This window comes from Desulforhabdus amnigena (assembly GCF_027925305.1).
Taxonomy (GTDB): Bacteria; Desulfobacterota; Syntrophobacteria; order Syntrophobacterales; family Syntrophobacteraceae; genus Desulforhabdus; species Desulforhabdus amnigena.
The window spans coordinates 569,971-584,821 of the sequence record NZ_BSDR01000001.1 but is presented as its reverse complement, the minus strand read 5'-3'; the positions used below and the strand labels follow the sequence as shown (position 1 = coordinate 584,821).

Genomic DNA, 14,851 nt, shown 5'->3' with positions numbered 1-14,851 from the left:
AGTGGAGACCATGGCCGATATCCTTCTCATACAACCTCCCATTCGCGACTTTTATCTCACAGCCAAGCGGACCATTCCCTATGGGTTGGCATGCATCGCGGCATCGCTCATAAAAGAGGGCTTTTCCGTGGAAATCCTCGACGGACTGGCTACTTCAAAATCCAGAATCATCCCCTGGCCCGAAGAGATGTCTTATCTCCGGGAATACTACGGAAAAGCCGACTTCTCACCCTTTGCCCTCTTCCACAGCTTCAAACACTTCGGATACAGTTTCCAGCACCTGGGAGAAGCGGCCAAAAGGTCGGGCGCGTTTCTCGTGGGCATTTCTTCTCTTTTCACCGCCTACAGTACGGAAGCTCTGCAGACGGCGGAAGCCGTCAGGGCCGCTCATCCCCACTGCAGAATTGTCGTGGGAGGCCACCATGCCACGGAAATGCCGGAAAGGGTCCTTCAATGCGGAGCCGTAGATTTCGTCCTTCGTGGAGAAGGCGAGGTCTCCATGCCGAAACTTGCCCGGGCCCTGCGGGAAAAAACCTCCCTGGAATCCGTTCCCGGAATCGTCCATCGGAAAATCGACCGATCTATCAGGCTCAGCCCACCCGCCCTCATGGAAGACCTGGATCTCTATCCTCTGCCCGCCATGTCATTGATTCAGCAAAAGCATTACCAGAGATCCCGAAAGGCCGGCACGGTGGTGATGGCGAGCCGGGGTTGTCCCATGCAGTGCACCTACTGTTCCATGGGAGCATCCTCCTGCATCAGCTACCGCCGCAGAAGCGTCGACCGGGTTCTGCACGAAATCGAAGTAGCCGTGCTTCAGCAAGGTGCAGGCTTCATCGACTTCGAAGATGAAAATATATCCCTGCAAAAGGATTGGTTTCTGGAACTCCTGAAAGGAATAAGAGAACTCTGCCGCCGCGGGGCGGAGCATCACCAGGGCTCTTCCTCAAACCTGCCTCATCGGCTCATACCGCATTTGACCTTTGGGCATGACACTGCGCCCGATCCAAAACCTTCCTCGCCCTGCTGGGGAGAGGGTCTAGGTAAAGACTCTTCACAGAGTTTCATAACACCTGAACTGAGAGCCATGAACGGGCTTTTCCCTCCCACCCTGGATGAAGAGGTGGTTAAGACCATGAAGGAGGCTGGCTTCAAGACATTGAACCTCTCCCTGGGGACGACTTCACAGGAACAGCTTCGAAGCTTTCGAAGACCCGACGTCGTGAGAGCCTTCGATGCGGCCCTCTCCCATGCGGAGAAATACGGCCTCGAGGCTGTGGGATACATCATCGTGGGCGCACCAGGCCAGACAGCCGCGGATTCCATTTCGGACCTTTTGTTTCTCGCCTCGAGGCGGGTCCTGGCGGGAGTTTCCGTCTACTATCCGTCGCCCGGAAGTGTGGATTTCAAAAAGTGCGAGGAAGCAGGAATCCTCCCTTCCAGGCTCTCCCTCATGCGATCCACCGCCATTCCCATCTCGCACACCACAACGCGGGAGGAATCCGTCACCCTGCTGAGGCTCGGAAGGATTCTCAATTTCATCAAGCTGCTTCAGTCTACAGAAAACAGCCCCATCGCACCCTCCCCTTTACAGACTCAAAACCTCAGCGGCATTGTCGACAGAATGGAAAAAGGAAGAATTCTCCTGCAAAGTTTTCTTCATGACGGAATCATCAGAGGAGTCAGCCCGGAGGGTGAAGTTTACACACACAAAACATCCCATTCCCTTTGCAAGATGTTTATCGCAGGGCTGAAAAAGCTTGGAATTTTTTAGAGCCTCCCCCATGCCTCTGCGAGGGATTGAATTTCTTCGATCCAGATATGATTTTGGACAAGCTCTTATCGATCCTCAAATTGGATCGAGGAATTTTTCTAATCAAAGAGCAGCCTCATCGGAATCGCCCCCTTCAAACGCCAGGTCGCAAAAGAAAACAACCTGATTTTTGCTTGCATCAATTCATGAAAAATATTATAAGAAGCAGCTCAAATATCGAAAGGGCTGGCGTAGCTCAACGGCAGAGCAGCTGATTTGTAATCAGCAGGTTGCGGGTTCAAATCCCATCGCCAGCTCCAGGAAATTCAAGGGGTTAGCTAGTTTTCTAGCTAACCCTTTTCGTTTTCTTCTAGCTTATTTCTAGCATACTTCACGCTCACCATCTGATTGAAAACTCGGAGTTATAGTTCTGGCAGATGGTCAGGATAGAAAAGCCGACGCCCCCGAAAAAGCCGAGAAATCTGTTTCGGTTTGGGATGCGATCAATACAAAGAGGAAAATGCGCGCGAATTAGGGAAGCTCCCGCGCCAAGGCCTTCACTCTCTGGTCGGCATGATCCAGGAGTTTCGCCTTGTCATAGCTAATGCAATCGGGGTGGGTGGAAATTCGGTAGCGTTTGGAGCCATCGTTTTGAATGAAGGCGGCAGCATCTTTTTTCAGCAGAGAGCCGGTAAGGGTGTTGCGCAAGTTGCTGTAAGCCTGATAGGAGTCGGGGCTCGAGACCAGTTCCTTTTCCCACAAGGTGATCTTGTCCACCCAACCCCCTTCTCCTTTCTTGAGTTCCACGGCCAGATACAGGAGCAGCACGAAAAGCGCATCCCCCAAACGGAGCGGGTTATCATTGAGATGGATGAGATTGCTACGTTTGGTCGGAAGGGTGCCGGGGACATGCATCCGGTCATGGCAGAGAAATTCGAACCTTTGGTAATCCAACGCCTGGGCTTTGGAGAGAGGGGCAGACCGAAGTATTTCGCTTTGCTCCGGTTGCAGGAATTCCGAGACCATTTCTTCCAAGGAATTTCCAGTGTCTTGGGATCGAGGCACTGGGCCAGGGGCTTTTGGACCATGTGCTCCAGATGCAGGAGGTGGCGGGTAAACAGGTTTTCAATGGTGATGGATGGATTCAGAAGAACGAGGAATTCATCCTCCCGACACAGATGCCGGAGCCCTGCCAGTTTCAACAATTCTCTTTCGTCCACGCGGCGGAGAAATACAAATCCCACTCGGCGGTTTCCGTAAACCCGACGCCCCAGGTAAAATCCGTCTCGGTCCAGGCGGTGCACCCGGCCATGAAGACCGTTGATCCTGTGCAGCGAGGAGAGAAACTGCCGTAGGCACACTACATAACGGCGCATGCCGTTTTCACAAGGCACCGGGGCGTCTTCTTTTTCATGAGCCAAAGGACCGGCTTCGATACAGTCTTCGTGGGGGTAAGAGCACATGGGACAGGCATGGCTGCAACCGGCGGAAAATGTGCATCCATGGGCTTCAGCGCAATCCATGAGAATGCGCTGCTGCATCAGGTTTTCACTCTCTTGAGGAGTCAAAAGGGTGTGGAGTTCGCTTTCGCTGAGAACTGAATGAGGGAACTGTTCCAGGTGTTCCAGAAGCCGATTCATCATGGCAAAAGATACGCATGCTCACGGTGAAGTTCGCGCTAATATAACTTTTCTAGGTTCTGTTGACATTTCACCTCAACCAGATGAGAGCTGCGACAAAGCCAAGAAAGCCCAAGAAGCTTCTGTCGAGCTTGTCGAATCTGGAGAAAATGCGTCTGAAATGTTTGATCTTGCTCATAAAGCACTCGATCAGATGTCGTTCGCGGTAGCGGCATTGGTCGTATTCGCGGGGCTCTTTGCGATTGGACCGGGGTGGAATCACAGCAGTAGCTCCAGATTGGGTGATCGCCTGGACGAAGGCATCCGAATCATAGCCCTTGTCTCCCAGTGCATGAGCGAAGGTGAAGCCCTCGATAAGAGCCGGTCCCTGTTCGATGTCACTCTTCTGACCGGGAGTGAGAATGAACCTCAGGGGATTTCCCAAGCCATCTACCGCTACGTGGATCTTGGTGGAAAAACCTCCTCGGCTGCGCCCGAGAGCCTGTGTCTCTTGTCCACCGGATCTTTTGAGGGCTCCGGCAGCACAGGGATGGGCACGAACAATGGTGCTGTCAAACATGAAGTTCTCCATATCGGGATCATCTATGAAGTGCTCGTGCATTCTGGAGAAGATACCCTTGTTACACCAGCGGGCGAATCGTTTATAGACACTGTTCCAGTTACCGAATTTCTCCGGGAGCAGTCTCCACTGAGCACCACTTCGTGTAATCCAAAGGAGTGCCTCAATGAAAAGACGGCAATCACCTTCTTCTCCTACGTAAACATCCACACAGGAGCGAAGGAATTGGAGGATCTTCAACCATGTTTCATCTTGTAGTAGTGCTGTTGACATCTATTAATTAGAACCCAAATGTCAACAGAACCTAGGGACCACTCACAGATTTCGCATGATCATTCACCGGGACGACCATGCTGAGATCTTCCATTTCCCTGCAAGAGCATATGTTTTCCAGCAATCAAAAGCATGGAGCAGTAATATGCAGATTGTCCTTTAGATCTTGAATGTCAAGCCGTTACATGATAGCATTTTTTGCATAATACAATACAATATATTGATCCAAAGTTCAGAAGTCAAGCTTTTTTTGATTTAAAAATCAAAAAGGGGATACATGTCTCTTGCTGAGAGGCTCACAAGACTGCGAACCCGATTGTCTCTTCATCCCAGAGAAATGGCTGAAAAAATGGGTGTGACCGAGCGGGTTTATCGGAAGTACGAAAAGCAGGAGCAGGTCCCAGGATCCGACAAGATCATCCATCTCCTGGAAGACCTAAAAGACATCGATCCCACCTGGCTCATGCTCGGTGAAGGAGAGATCTTTAGGTCAAATGTGGTGAGTGAATGGAAATATCGTATGGGAGACGAGGAAACAAATGCCCTGGCCGGAGAGATCATCATGATGCTGAACGAGCTGGATCAGGCCGCCATTAGAGATATCCGATCCGTCGTTTCGGAAAAGAAGAAGCTCAAGCAGATGGAAAATATGATCTGTGAACTTCAGATGAAATTCGGGGAAAAGGAACCTTGAAAGTCCACAAACTGTCATGGTAGCAGTTAAACCCGGTCGAGCAGCGAGTTTTCTTTTCCTTCCACTTCTAAGGGACTTGGATAATTACTAAATTAACGTTTATGATATTTTCATGCAAATAAATCACCATCAGGATGTGTTACGCATGAAGACATAGATATTAGCGCAAAACAAGGTTTCTGAACAGGTCGTGGCCTTAATTTCTCGTTTGGTTGGCTTGATTCCCTGGCCCCTGCGACGGCAAGCAATGGCGGATGTGGCCCTATCGCTGCTCAACGGCAAGCAGCGTGTCGCCGAAGACGTGTTTGGCTGGGGACGATCCATGGTCGAATTGGGGATGAATGAACTGCGAACGGGGCTAATGTGCCTGCATGACCTCTTTAAACGGCAAAAGCCCAAGTCCGAGGAGAAAGAACCAAGATTGCTGGCTGATATTCGTGAAATCATGGAGCCTCATTGCCAATCAGGATCCCCATTTGCGAACGACGCTGTTGTATACGAACATGACGGCAAAAGCGGTATATACTGCTTTGTTGGAAAGAGGCTAGTCCGAGGAGGCATTGCCGACCATGTGGACGATTTCCAACATTTTGGAGCGCCACGATTACCGGTTACGCACGATTGAAAAGAGCAAGGTTCAAAAAAACGGCGAACACCGACGCGATCTTCGAAAACGTCAGAGAGGTGAACAGGGACGCCGATGCGGATCCAGCAACCTTGCGAATCAGTATGGATACGATAGTTGTCTGGAAGGTCATCATGCCACGGCGAATCTGATGACCGGCATTTATGAAAAAGGCGTTAAGCCTTGCGAGAAGCAGAAGGCGGCCCTTGAGCAACGTTTGCAACGCTCCCTAAAACTGCCGCTGTATGATATTCTTACCCAGCCAAAAACGGCAATTTAGTATTTTCTGTTTTCCTCAGTTGAGAAGCAGCCGGAATGTTCAAGTTGAGAGCCGTCTCTGCCATTAATGGATAGTGTACATCATCTCATTATTATGAATTCATCGTCATTTCAACTTTGTAGATTTTACACAGGGAACTGCGCAGGCATTCAGATCCGGTTTCAAAATCATATCCGGCTGTATCGCCAAAGAGAAGATTCACATTCGATCTCTTCCACCCGTATTCCGGAGGGCCTTCTTCGGGAAACCACCAGGCATGTTGCGCACTGACCACATCGGGGGCGATGCCGTCGAAAAGCTTGGCGCGCATTTTGATCCGGTTTTCCATCGTTTCAATCCAGACCCAGTCCCCTTCCGCGATCCCCAAGCTTTGCGCAGTCGCCGGATGGACTTCCACGATGGGATCCGGATTTGCCTTGCGAAGAGAGTCTATCTGCCTTCCTTCGCTGACAAAGAAAACCCTGCTTCGAGCTCCCGTGGTCAGTATCAGGGGGTATTGCTCGGCCGCTTGAGGCGAAGATAGGGGCGAAAGGGCCGGTTCACGGTATTGCGGGAGGGGCGATAATCCCAGCGCTTCGGAGATGCTGCTGTAGAATTCGAATTTTCCTGAGGGTGTGTCGAATCCATTTACTTTGTACTTGTAGTAGCGCATTTCTCCTTGAAGTATCCCGCGATCGCTGAATTCATCAAAGGTCATTCCGCTGTCCCTGAGGACCCATTCAAGGTATGCACGGTAATCTTCCCAGGGAAAAGCAGCTTCCAGGCCGAGGCGTTTGGCGAGCGCCAGGATGACTTCCCGATCATCCCGGACTTCACCGATTTGAGCGACCTTCTTGCGTGCAAGCACACACCAAATCTTGTGGAGGTTCACCACATCATCCGTCTCGAGCCACATGGCGGACGGGAGTACAATGTCTGCGAGCGCGGCCGTGGGCGTCATGAAAAATTCGGAGACCACGGTGAATTCAAGGTGGTCCCGCAGCGCTTTTTCGATAACAAGGGGATGCGTTTGGGACAGAAGCGGGTTGCATGCGGCTATCCACATGGCCCGGACTCGATAGGGGTCTCCGGTAACGACGGATTTCCAGAAAGTCGGCGGATGGATGGATCTCTCCAATGGATATTTCCCCAGGGTGACAGCACGGCCTATCTTGTCCGGGGGAAGGAACTGAGCACCATCCTGTTCGTAGCTCATGAAAATGGACTTCTGCTGCACGCCTTTTGGCGGCACCCAGAGGACATCGCCTCCGGGGCAGTCGATGTTGCCGGTAAGGGCGCGCAAGATGAGCAGACTTCGAGCCGTCTGGTAATTGGACGCACTTGCATCCGTCGCGCTGCCCCAGAGCATGCAGGCGGGCGATAAAGCTGCATAAGTCCTTGCGGCTGCACGAATTTCTTCGGGGGGAATGCGGGTAATGGGAGCCGCCCATTCCGGGGTAAAGGGCTTGATGTGCTCTGCGAGCTGCTCGTAGCCGACCGTGTAATGATGAACGAAATCCTGATCTATCAAGCCTTCGGTGATGATTACATGGATCAACGCAAGCGCAAGGGCGCCATCCGTGCCCGGGCGGATTTGCAGCCAGTGCGTCGCGTCTGTTGCCGGCTTGGTCCGTCTCGGGTCAACGACGATCACCTTCCCGGCTCTTTTCAATGCCCTCTCGATCATACCGCCGCACATGCCGTCCGCCGATCCGGAATGGGTGATGTTGCAGCCCCAGATCACCATGCACTCCGGGTCCTTTCCACCAAATCCGTAAACGTCGGTGACCGGAAGCTGTCCCATGGTGATTTTGCTCGCCGCCACCCTGGGCAGATAACATACGTGGCCGACAGACACGAAATTGGGGGTCCCAAAGGCGTTGGCGAACCGAACGGTGAACTCGATCAACGGCCTGCCGGTTCCCTGACAGATGGCCACGTATTCCGACCCGCTTTCGGCCTTTATTGCGGCGAAACGGTGGGCGATTTCATCGAGAGCTTCTTCCCAGGAGATACGCTTCCACTTGTTTTCTCCTCGCTTTCCCGCGCGCCGGAGGGGATAGATCAATCGATCCGGATGGTATAGGAGCTCCGGAGAGGCGGCCCCTTTCGGACATAAGTAACCTCTGCTGATCGGGCTTTCAGGATCTCCAGTAATCCTTACGACACGCTCCCCTTCCATGTGGACCAGCACCTGACACACGCCATGACACATGCGGCATGCAGAACGTACGATTCGTTTGACTTTTCCCATAACCAATCACTCCGGCTATTAAGAACCTATCCAGAAACCACCTGTGGACTTTGCGACACCCCCCTTGGTCCCCCCTTGAGGGGGGAATTAAAGGGGGGTGTCCGCTGCCGAGGTAGGTTTTTGGATAGGCTCTAAGAGGGTCAGTCCTGCACAATTGACAGAACAAAGACCCACCGTTCTCTCAAATGTGTAGTCCGGACCCCGAGTTCTATTTTCGAATTCTATTGAACGAAGATGTTCCCCGGCTGTGTCCTCGAATCCTCGGTAAGCCAGCGTTGTCTTACAGGGAATCCTGATCTCCGTTCACGATTTATGACATTAATTCTTGAAGGCCGTTGTAGAGTTCCAGTGCTTCCGGGTTAGCCAGTGCGAAACGGTTCTTGACTTCCTTGCCATGGATGACATTCCGCACTGCGAGTTCCACCTTCTTGCCACTAAGGGTGTAGGGAATATCGGCAATGGCAATGATTTTTGAAGGAACATGCCTTGGGGTTGTGTTTTCCCGGATTGTGTTCTTGATGCGCTTTAGGAGTTCCTCATCCAGTTCACATCCTTCCCGAAGCTTGACGAAAAGGATGACGCGAACATCGTTTTCCCAGTCCTGTCCAATCACCAGGCTATCAAGAACCTCGGGAACGGTCTCGACCTGGCGGTATATTTCCGCAGTGCCGATTCGCACCCCTCCCGGATTGAGGGTTGCATCCGAGCGGCCATAGACAATCACACCGCCCCGTTCGGTGATCTCGATGTAATCGCCATGACTCCAGGCACCAGGGTAGGATTCGAAATATGCGCTTCGGTATTTCTGCCCTTCTGGATCGTTCCAGAATCGTATCGGCATCGAGGGGGCTGCGGCAGTGCATACCAGTTCGCCTTTCTCTCCAATGATCGGCTTTCCGGCATCGTTATATGCCTCGACTTTCATCCCCAGGCCACGGCATTGCAGCTCCCCCGCATATACCGGCCCCATCGGGTTGCCGAGCGCAAAGCAGGATAGGATGTCCGTTCCTCCCGAGATGGAAGAGAGAACGATGTCATCCTTGATCTCCCGATACACGTACTCGAAACTCTCCACGGAAAGGGGTGACCCCGTAGAGAGCACCGCCTTGAGGGAGGAGAGGTCGAAAGTCTTACCCGGCTTCGACCCTGCCTTTTCAATGGCAGCCAGATACTTGGCACTCGTTCCGAAAATGGAGACTTTCTCGTCCTGTGCAAGCTGCCACAAAACGTCGGGACCCGGATAGAAAGGAGATCCATCGAAAAGGAGGATGCGGGCACCCAGGGCAAGAGAATTCACCAGCCAGTTCCACATCATCCAGCCGCAGGTCGTGTAATAAAAGATGGTGTCTCCCCGCTTCACGTCGGTGTGAAGCTTTAACTCCTTGAGGTGCTGGATAAGGGTCCCGGCCGCACCATGCACAATACACTTGGGAACGCCTGTTGTTCCCGAAGAGTACATGATGTAAACGGGATGATCCGCAGGCAGTTGTTCGAAAACTAGTTCAGGAGCTTCTCCCTGAACGAGAAAATCGTCGAAGAGTTCTCCGCCGGGAAGACAGGAAATATCCGGTTGGGGATCGGTGTAGGGTACAACGATGATGTGTTCGACGGTCGGCAGCTGTTTGGCTATTTCACCAATAGTCGCCAGGGAATCGAACTTCTTGCCACCATAACTGTATCCGTTGGCGGTAAAAAGGATCCGTGGTCCGATTTGCCCAAAGCGGTCAAGCAAACCGCTGGAACCGAAATCCGGAGAACATGAGGACCATATCGCTCCGATGCTGGTTGAGGCCAGCATCGCAATGACTGTTTCAATCATATTCGGCATGAAGCCGGCGATGCGATCGCCAGGTTTGATTCCGACAGTGCGCAAAGAACAGGCAAGGCGAGCGACCTTATCATAGAGCTCCGCATAGGTGATACTCACGATGGCATGGGTTTCACCCTTGAAGCTCAGAGCGAGCCGGTCATCCCGATATCTGAGCAGGTTTTCGGCAAAATTGAGCCGTGCACCCTCAAACCACCTGGCACCGGGCAACTTTTGAGCATCATCGACGACTCGATCAAAGGGACGGCTGTGTATAACACCCGCATAGTTCCAGACTGCTTCCCAAAAATGCGAGATATCGGTTATCGACCACCGGTAGAGGTCATCGTAGCTATGCAAAGGGATTTGATATTGATCCTTAACATAATCCATGAACTGATGCATATTCGTGCTTCTGATACGTTCTTCGGCAGGTTTCCAAAGCAATTTATTCATTTGTACCTCGTTGCTTAGCTTTAGTACTTCCAATCTTTAGTCAGGCAGTCTAATGGAGCTTTTTCCTTGACTACCAGCATGAATCGAGCAGGGGCCGGCAGAAGGATCAGAGTGCCGAGCATATTCCACAGGAACATGAAGGAAAGCAGGATACCCATGTCGGCCTGGAACTTGAGTGGAGCGTAAACTATCAGGAAAGGCCTGCGTTTGGTTGCGCTTCGCTCCACCACCCTACGGCGCTGCATGGTTGTGGATATATCAGGTTATAGCCATGGGCAGGCTGACGAATCTTGCCACTCAGCCCCAATGGGTGTTAAGCACCAGAGCAAAATTTTCTTGCCCTTGCCATGTACCACCCAACCCGTTCACCCTGATCTATAGAAAGGGTGAACGGGAATTGCCGGGGACGAGGTATTGCGGTGATCGGGTGGCACTTCTCCCGTTCGTGCTTCTATGCATCAGCACGAACCATTGGTTCGTGTTCCACATGCCAGAGAACTTCTGCTCAGGAGCTTAAATTTGGGGCAAGCCCTGCGCCTTTTGCTTGAATCTGCCGATCTTCTTTTCTATCTCGGGTGTATCGAGCCAGAGCTCGGGGTAGAGCTTCTCTCTGCCCGCCGTGGGGTTCACTGTGCAATCCATCCACTGGCACGTTATCAGGTTCATGTAACAACGCTGGCATCGTATGCATTTGACAATGTCATCCACGCGGTCTTCCTTTACCTTACTGGGCCAAAAGGGATCGGCAATGGACTGACGCCCCAGGGAGATGAGATCGGTATGTCCCGTTTTGATCGCATTTTCGGCAACTTCGGGATTAATAAAGTTGGGGGTGATCACCGGAAGGCCGCCAGAAGCCTCCTTGAAGCCGGGCGCCCATCGGGTGAAGTCATTCTCACCGTCAGGAGCAAAGGACACTCCGGGATTCTCATAGGAGCCCTGCGAAATATTGAAGAAGTTTGCCCCGGCGTCCCGACACCAGCCGACCACCTGCTTCATCTCTTCATGATCGATTCCTCCCGGCATCAGCTCATCGCCTGAGAGCCTGACCCCAAAAGCCTTGTCGGGTCCAATGAGCTTCCTGGTCTTCTCAATGATGTTCAGAAGAAATCGTGCGCGGTTTTCCAGGCTTCCCCCATACTGGTCGTGGCGCCTGTTCGAGCGTGGTGACAGGAAAGAGTGGATCAGGTATCCGTGTGGAGAGTGAACTTCCACGCCGTCGTAGCCCAGCTTGAAGGCCGCAAGGGCTTGAACGGCGAACCGTTCCTCAAGATCGACTATTTCCGGAATCGTCAGTTCGCGAGGGGTATCCCCATGGATGAGATGGAACAGGTCGGGAGCCGCTTTCATGAGGATCTCCATGCCTGCGGACTTGAAAGCCTCATACTCCTCATCGCTCATGTTTCGGATGACGTCGAAATCAGGCATCAGTTCCTTGAGTTTTGGATAGGCCGATTTGAACTGCTTCTCCCACCCCTTTGTGAAGGTCCTCATGTCCATTTCATAGGGAATGGCCGATGGAGAGCCAGCGGGGCAGTCGGGGGATTGCACGTGCGGGTGACCCTGCCTGCCCCACCCCGGGCTGAGCTGCATGAAGATTTTGCAGCCGTTGTACTGGTGCACCAGTTTGACGGTTTCACTGTGATAGCGGTAGTAGCGGTAATCGGTAAAGAGTGCAGGATTCAATACCTCCGAGCCGTTCCAGCGATAGGGATTCATCACGCAGCACTCGGTGATGATCAACCCGAAGCCTCCTCGGGCCCGCATGGCATACCATGCCAGGTTTGCGTCGCCGTGGTAGCCATTGGGAGCCGACATTCCGGGGTTCATGGGGGCCATGGCAATGCGGTTCTTGATCTTTACATCGCCGATCTCGATTGGTTCAAACAGTCTATCGAAGCTCATTTTTCTCTCCTTTGTTCATCATTCATCATTCCGTATTCATCATTCCCCTGCGGCTCTTCTCCTGGATGTATCGATTCCCAGAAGCCTCCCGAGGTTGCTTCCGAACATTTTGGCCCTGTCCTCATCGGTAATAGCCGGATAGCCGTAATCCCTCTGCATATCCTCGGGAATCTGGAAGGTCTGCAGTCCCATGACGGCACAGCGTATCTGGACACCGAACCCGGCGTAATCGGTGCCCCAGATAATCCTGTCCGGTCCAACCCACCGCAGGGCTTCTCCAATGATTGTGGCAAATTTCCTGGGAGCGCCGAGGGCCCAGGGAACCAGCAGGCTCAGGCACAAGTGTACGTTAGGATGGCCCATGGCCACCATGTTGAGATCGTCGCAATAGGGATAGCCCATATGGAAGGCGTTGATTTTGAGCTCGGGGAAGTCCCTGGCCACATCATCGAGATAGATGGGAAGAGCGTACTTGCTTTTTCCGGGAGGAACCCAGGAGAAACCGGTGTGTATATCGAGCACGATTCCCAGCTCTTCGGCTTTTGCATAAAAAGGCCAAAGCTCTTCATCGTTGATGTAGGTGTCCTCGGGCGGGTAGTATTTGAAGATCCTGGCTCCCTTTTCCTTGACCCAATACTCGAGCTCCCAGATGGTGTTCTTCAAACCTTTGTGCTTTATCGGCGAGAGGTTGGGCTGATACATGAACCGGTCGGGATGGGTCTCGACGATCTTGGCCATCTCTCCATTGGTGCACCACCTGCTTGTGTAGCCCGTGGTGTCCATCATGGACTCCGGCAAAAGACAAGCTACGTCCACTCCGTACTTGTCCATCGCCTCGATCAATTTGGCTGGGTCCGCACTTTTCTCCATCTCCCACGGCTCAATACCCATCAAAGCCTCCTGCGGTATGCCCGAAAGCAGGGGGCGACGGATCCCCTCAATAGCCCTCCACCACATCTGAACGCCAGGGAAATGGATCACATGCTCCATATTGCCGACCAAATGAGGCTCCGGGTCTATTTTGAAGAAAGGGTCCTTTTTGAATTCTGCACTCATGGCTATTTCCCCATTAGTTGATGGTGCGTTCATACCCCTGCCAGAACGTCTTCTTGATGTCCTTGCGGAGGATCTTGCCGACGGCCGTTGTGGGCAGGGAGTCCCGAAAGTCTATGGCTTTTGGGCATTTATACCCTGCCAGCAGGCTCTTGCAGTGGGCGATGAGTTCCTCTTCATTGACCTTCTGGTCCGGTTTGAGCACCACCACCGCCTGAACCCGCTCGCCCCACTTTTCATCCGGTGCCGACACCACGGCGGCCATCGATACTGCGGGGTGCTGATAGAGAACGTCCTCCACCTCCTTGGGGTAGACGTTTTCCCCCCCAGTCACGATCATGTCGGCCTTGCGGTCAACGAGAAACAGGTATCCATCCTTGTCCAGGTAGCCCATATCGCCCGTGTGATACCAACCGCCCCGCAGCGTCTCGGCGGTGAGGTCGGGGTTCTTCCAGTAGCCCTTCATGACGCACTTGCCGCGAAGGATGATTTCACCTATTTCGCCGGGCGGAAGCGGCTTGTCATCGGTTCCGGTTACCGCCACGTCCACTCCGATAATCGGCCTGCCGGCACTGGCCAGAAGCCGAGAACGCTCGCCCTCGAGGCAATGGTCTTCCATGGATAAGCTCGTACCCCCGATGCACTCGGTCATGCCATAGGCCTGCATGAAGATGGGACCAAACCGCTCAATGCACTTCTTGAGCAGTTCGGGGGGAAAGGGGCTTCCGGCATAGGTCATGATCCTGAGGCTGGAAAGATCGTAGGCGCCCTGATGGACCAATTGGAGCATCCAGTTGTAGAGCGTCGGCACGGCGTTGATGTGAGTGCATCTTTGGTCCTGGATCAGCTCGAGAACTCCCGCGACCTCGGGCCTCCGCATGATGACCACCTTGCCCCCGACCAGCAAATGGGCGAAGGCGGGCCAGAAGGAGACATGAAAAAGCGGCAGGACGAAGCAGGTGATGTCCTGCTTCGAGAAAGAGAAGGTCAATGCAGTACTGATAAATCCGGTCACGAGTGCCCGGTGGGTCATCATGACTCCCTTGGGAAGACCGGTAGTGCCGCCGGTATACATCAGGATCGCCATGTCTTCTTCGTTCGTATCGCTCTCTGGCTCATCTACGGATGCACTGGCAAGGAGATCTTCGTAAAAGTCAAAACCCGCGGCCCGGTTATCCATGGCAATCCATTGCCTGATACCGGGAAGGCTGCCGGCCATTTGCATGGCTCGCTCTTCATAACCGTCGCCTGCAAAGAGCACGGTGGACTCAGAATCATTGATGATATGGATGATCTCGGGGTCGGCCAGCCGAAAGTTGAGCGGAGTGACGCTTATGCCGAGCTTTCCGGCCGCAAAGTAGATTTCAAGGTACTTGTAAGTGTTTTCGGAAAGAACTGCCAAGCGGTCCTCTTTGCCGATACCTTGAACTCTCAGTGAGTTACAGAGCCGGTTCACGCGCTGATTCAGCTCGGCGTAGGTCAGGGACGTTCCTTCGAAGGAAATTGCGGTTCGAGTGGGAAAACTCCTGGCCGAACAGCGTGGAATGTCGCCCAGTGTGTACATTTCATGCCT

The 14,851-nt window shown here is 53.0% G+C and carries 13 protein-coding genes and 1 tRNA gene; 6 read left to right on the top strand and 8 right to left on the bottom strand.

What is annotated here, in order from left to right:
• Positions 1-10 precede the first annotated feature (10 nt).
• Both QMG16_RS02615 and QMG16_RS02610 read left to right on the top strand, forming a co-directional pair.
• The gene (locus tag QMG16_RS02615) at positions 11-1,774 is read left to right on the top strand and encodes a B12-binding domain-containing radical SAM protein (RefSeq protein ID WP_281792109.1); all 1,764 of its coding nucleotides are present in this window, start codon (positions 11-13) and stop codon (positions 1,772-1,774) included.
• A 224-nt stretch (positions 1,775-1,998) separates the two neighbouring features.
• A tRNA-Thr gene (locus tag QMG16_RS02610) sits at positions 1,999-2,073 on the top strand.
• Positions 2,074-2,284: 211 nt separating this feature from the next.
• On the opposite strand, the gene QMG16_RS02605 is transcribed toward QMG16_RS02610, so the two are convergent.
• Positions 2,285-2,788, bottom strand: a complete 504-nt coding sequence (locus QMG16_RS02605) for a hypothetical protein (protein ID WP_281792108.1) — start codon at positions 2,786-2,788, stop codon at positions 2,285-2,287.
• A 44-nt stretch (positions 2,789-2,832) separates the two neighbouring features.
• On the opposite strand from QMG16_RS02605, the gene QMG16_RS02600 reads away from it, so the two are divergent.
• Both QMG16_RS02600 and QMG16_RS02595 read left to right on the top strand, forming a co-directional pair.
• Positions 2,833-3,108: a hypothetical protein gene (locus QMG16_RS02600; protein WP_281792107.1), complete on the top strand. Its 276-nt coding sequence runs from the start codon at positions 2,833-2,835 to the stop codon at positions 3,106-3,108.
• A gap of 57 nt (positions 3,109-3,165) precedes the next feature.
• Positions 3,166-3,354 (top strand): hypothetical protein, encoded by a 189-nt coding sequence (locus QMG16_RS02595; protein ID WP_281792106.1) that lies wholly within the window; start codon positions 3,166-3,168, stop codon positions 3,352-3,354.
• 109 nt (positions 3,355-3,463) lie between these two features.
• On the opposite strand, the gene QMG16_RS02590 is transcribed toward QMG16_RS02595, so the two are convergent.
• Complete coding sequence (locus tag QMG16_RS02590; RefSeq protein ID WP_281792066.1) at positions 3,464-4,225, bottom strand: IS5 family transposase; 762 nt, start codon at positions 4,223-4,225, stop codon at positions 3,464-3,466.
• Between the two features lie 277 nt (positions 4,226-4,502).
• Between QMG16_RS02590 and QMG16_RS02585 the strand changes: the two genes are divergently transcribed.
• Together QMG16_RS02585 and QMG16_RS02580 are read left to right on the top strand one after the other, a co-directional pair.
• Positions 4,503-4,919 (top strand): helix-turn-helix domain-containing protein, encoded by a 417-nt coding sequence (locus QMG16_RS02585; RefSeq protein ID WP_281792105.1) that lies wholly within the window; start codon positions 4,503-4,505, stop codon positions 4,917-4,919.
• Positions 4,920-5,488: 569 nt separating this feature from the next.
• On the top strand, positions 5,489-5,824 hold the full coding sequence (locus tag QMG16_RS02580) for a hypothetical protein (protein WP_281792104.1): 336 nt from the start codon (positions 5,489-5,491) through the stop codon (positions 5,822-5,824).
• A gap of 91 nt (positions 5,825-5,915) precedes the next feature.
• On the opposite strand, the gene QMG16_RS02575 is transcribed toward QMG16_RS02580, so the two are convergent.
• The 6 genes from QMG16_RS02575 to QMG16_RS02550 form a co-directional block, all read right to left on the bottom strand.
• Entirely contained in the window at positions 5,916-8,057 is a 2,142-nt protein-coding gene (locus QMG16_RS02575) for a molybdopterin-containing oxidoreductase family protein (RefSeq protein WP_281792103.1), read from the bottom strand.
• A 310-nt stretch (positions 8,058-8,367) separates the two neighbouring features.
• Positions 8,368-10,320, bottom strand: coding sequence for an acetoacetate--CoA ligase (locus QMG16_RS02570; RefSeq protein WP_281792102.1), 1,953 nt, complete (start codon positions 10,318-10,320; stop codon positions 8,368-8,370).
• 20 nt (positions 10,321-10,340) lie between these two features.
• Positions 10,341-10,565 (bottom strand): hypothetical protein, encoded by a 225-nt coding sequence (locus QMG16_RS02565; RefSeq protein WP_281792101.1) that lies wholly within the window; start codon positions 10,563-10,565, stop codon positions 10,341-10,343.
• Between the two features lie 268 nt (positions 10,566-10,833).
• Entirely contained in the window at positions 10,834-12,225 is a 1,392-nt protein-coding gene (locus QMG16_RS02560) for an oxidoreductase (RefSeq protein ID WP_281792100.1), read from the bottom strand.
• 39 nt (positions 12,226-12,264) lie between these two features.
• Positions 12,265-13,281 carry an amidohydrolase family protein gene (locus tag QMG16_RS02555; RefSeq protein WP_281792099.1) on the bottom strand — a complete coding sequence of 339 codons (1,017 nt, stop codon included), beginning with the start codon at positions 13,279-13,281 and terminating at the stop codon, positions 12,265-12,267.
• A gap of 13 nt (positions 13,282-13,294) precedes the next feature.
• Positions 13,295-14,842: a long-chain-fatty-acid--CoA ligase gene (locus QMG16_RS02550; protein WP_281792098.1), complete on the bottom strand. Its 1,548-nt coding sequence runs from the start codon at positions 14,840-14,842 to the stop codon at positions 13,295-13,297.
• Between the last annotated feature and the right edge of the window lie 9 nt (positions 14,843-14,851).

Bases quoted from the DNA above. Each gene is read 5' to 3' on its own strand.
- QMG16_RS02570 (WP_281792102.1), bottom strand. From the start codon at position 10,320: ATGAATAAATTGCTTTGGAAACCTGCCGAAGAACGTATCAGAAGCACG.
- QMG16_RS02565 (WP_281792101.1), bottom strand. From the start codon at position 10,565: ATGCAGCGCCGTAGGGTGGTGGAGCGAAGCGCAACCAAACGCAGGCCT.
- QMG16_RS02575 (WP_281792103.1), bottom strand. From the start codon at position 8,057: ATGGGAAAAGTCAAACGAATCGTACGTTCTGCATGCCGCATGTGTCAT.
- QMG16_RS02590 (WP_281792066.1), bottom strand. From the start codon at position 4,225: ATGTCAACAGCACTACTACAAGATGAAACATGGTTGAAGATCCTCCAA.
- QMG16_RS02550 (WP_281792098.1), bottom strand. From the start codon at position 14,842: ATGTACACACTGGGCGACATTCCACGCTGTTCGGCCAGGAGTTTTCCC.
- QMG16_RS02595 (WP_281792106.1), top strand. From the start codon at position 3,166: ATGAGCCAAAGGACCGGCTTCGATACAGTCTTCGTGGGGGTAAGAGCA.
- QMG16_RS02580 (WP_281792104.1), top strand. From the start codon at position 5,489: ATGTGGACGATTTCCAACATTTTGGAGCGCCACGATTACCGGTTACGC.
- QMG16_RS02560 (WP_281792100.1), bottom strand. From the start codon at position 12,225: ATGAGCTTCGATAGACTGTTTGAACCAATCGAGATCGGCGATGTAAAG.
- QMG16_RS02615 (WP_281792109.1), top strand. From the start codon at position 11: ATGGCCGATATCCTTCTCATACAACCTCCCATTCGCGACTTTTATCTC.
- QMG16_RS02585 (WP_281792105.1), top strand. From the start codon at position 4,503: ATGTCTCTTGCTGAGAGGCTCACAAGACTGCGAACCCGATTGTCTCTT.
- QMG16_RS02555 (WP_281792099.1), bottom strand. From the start codon at position 13,281: ATGAGTGCAGAATTCAAAAAGGACCCTTTCTTCAAAATAGACCCGGAG.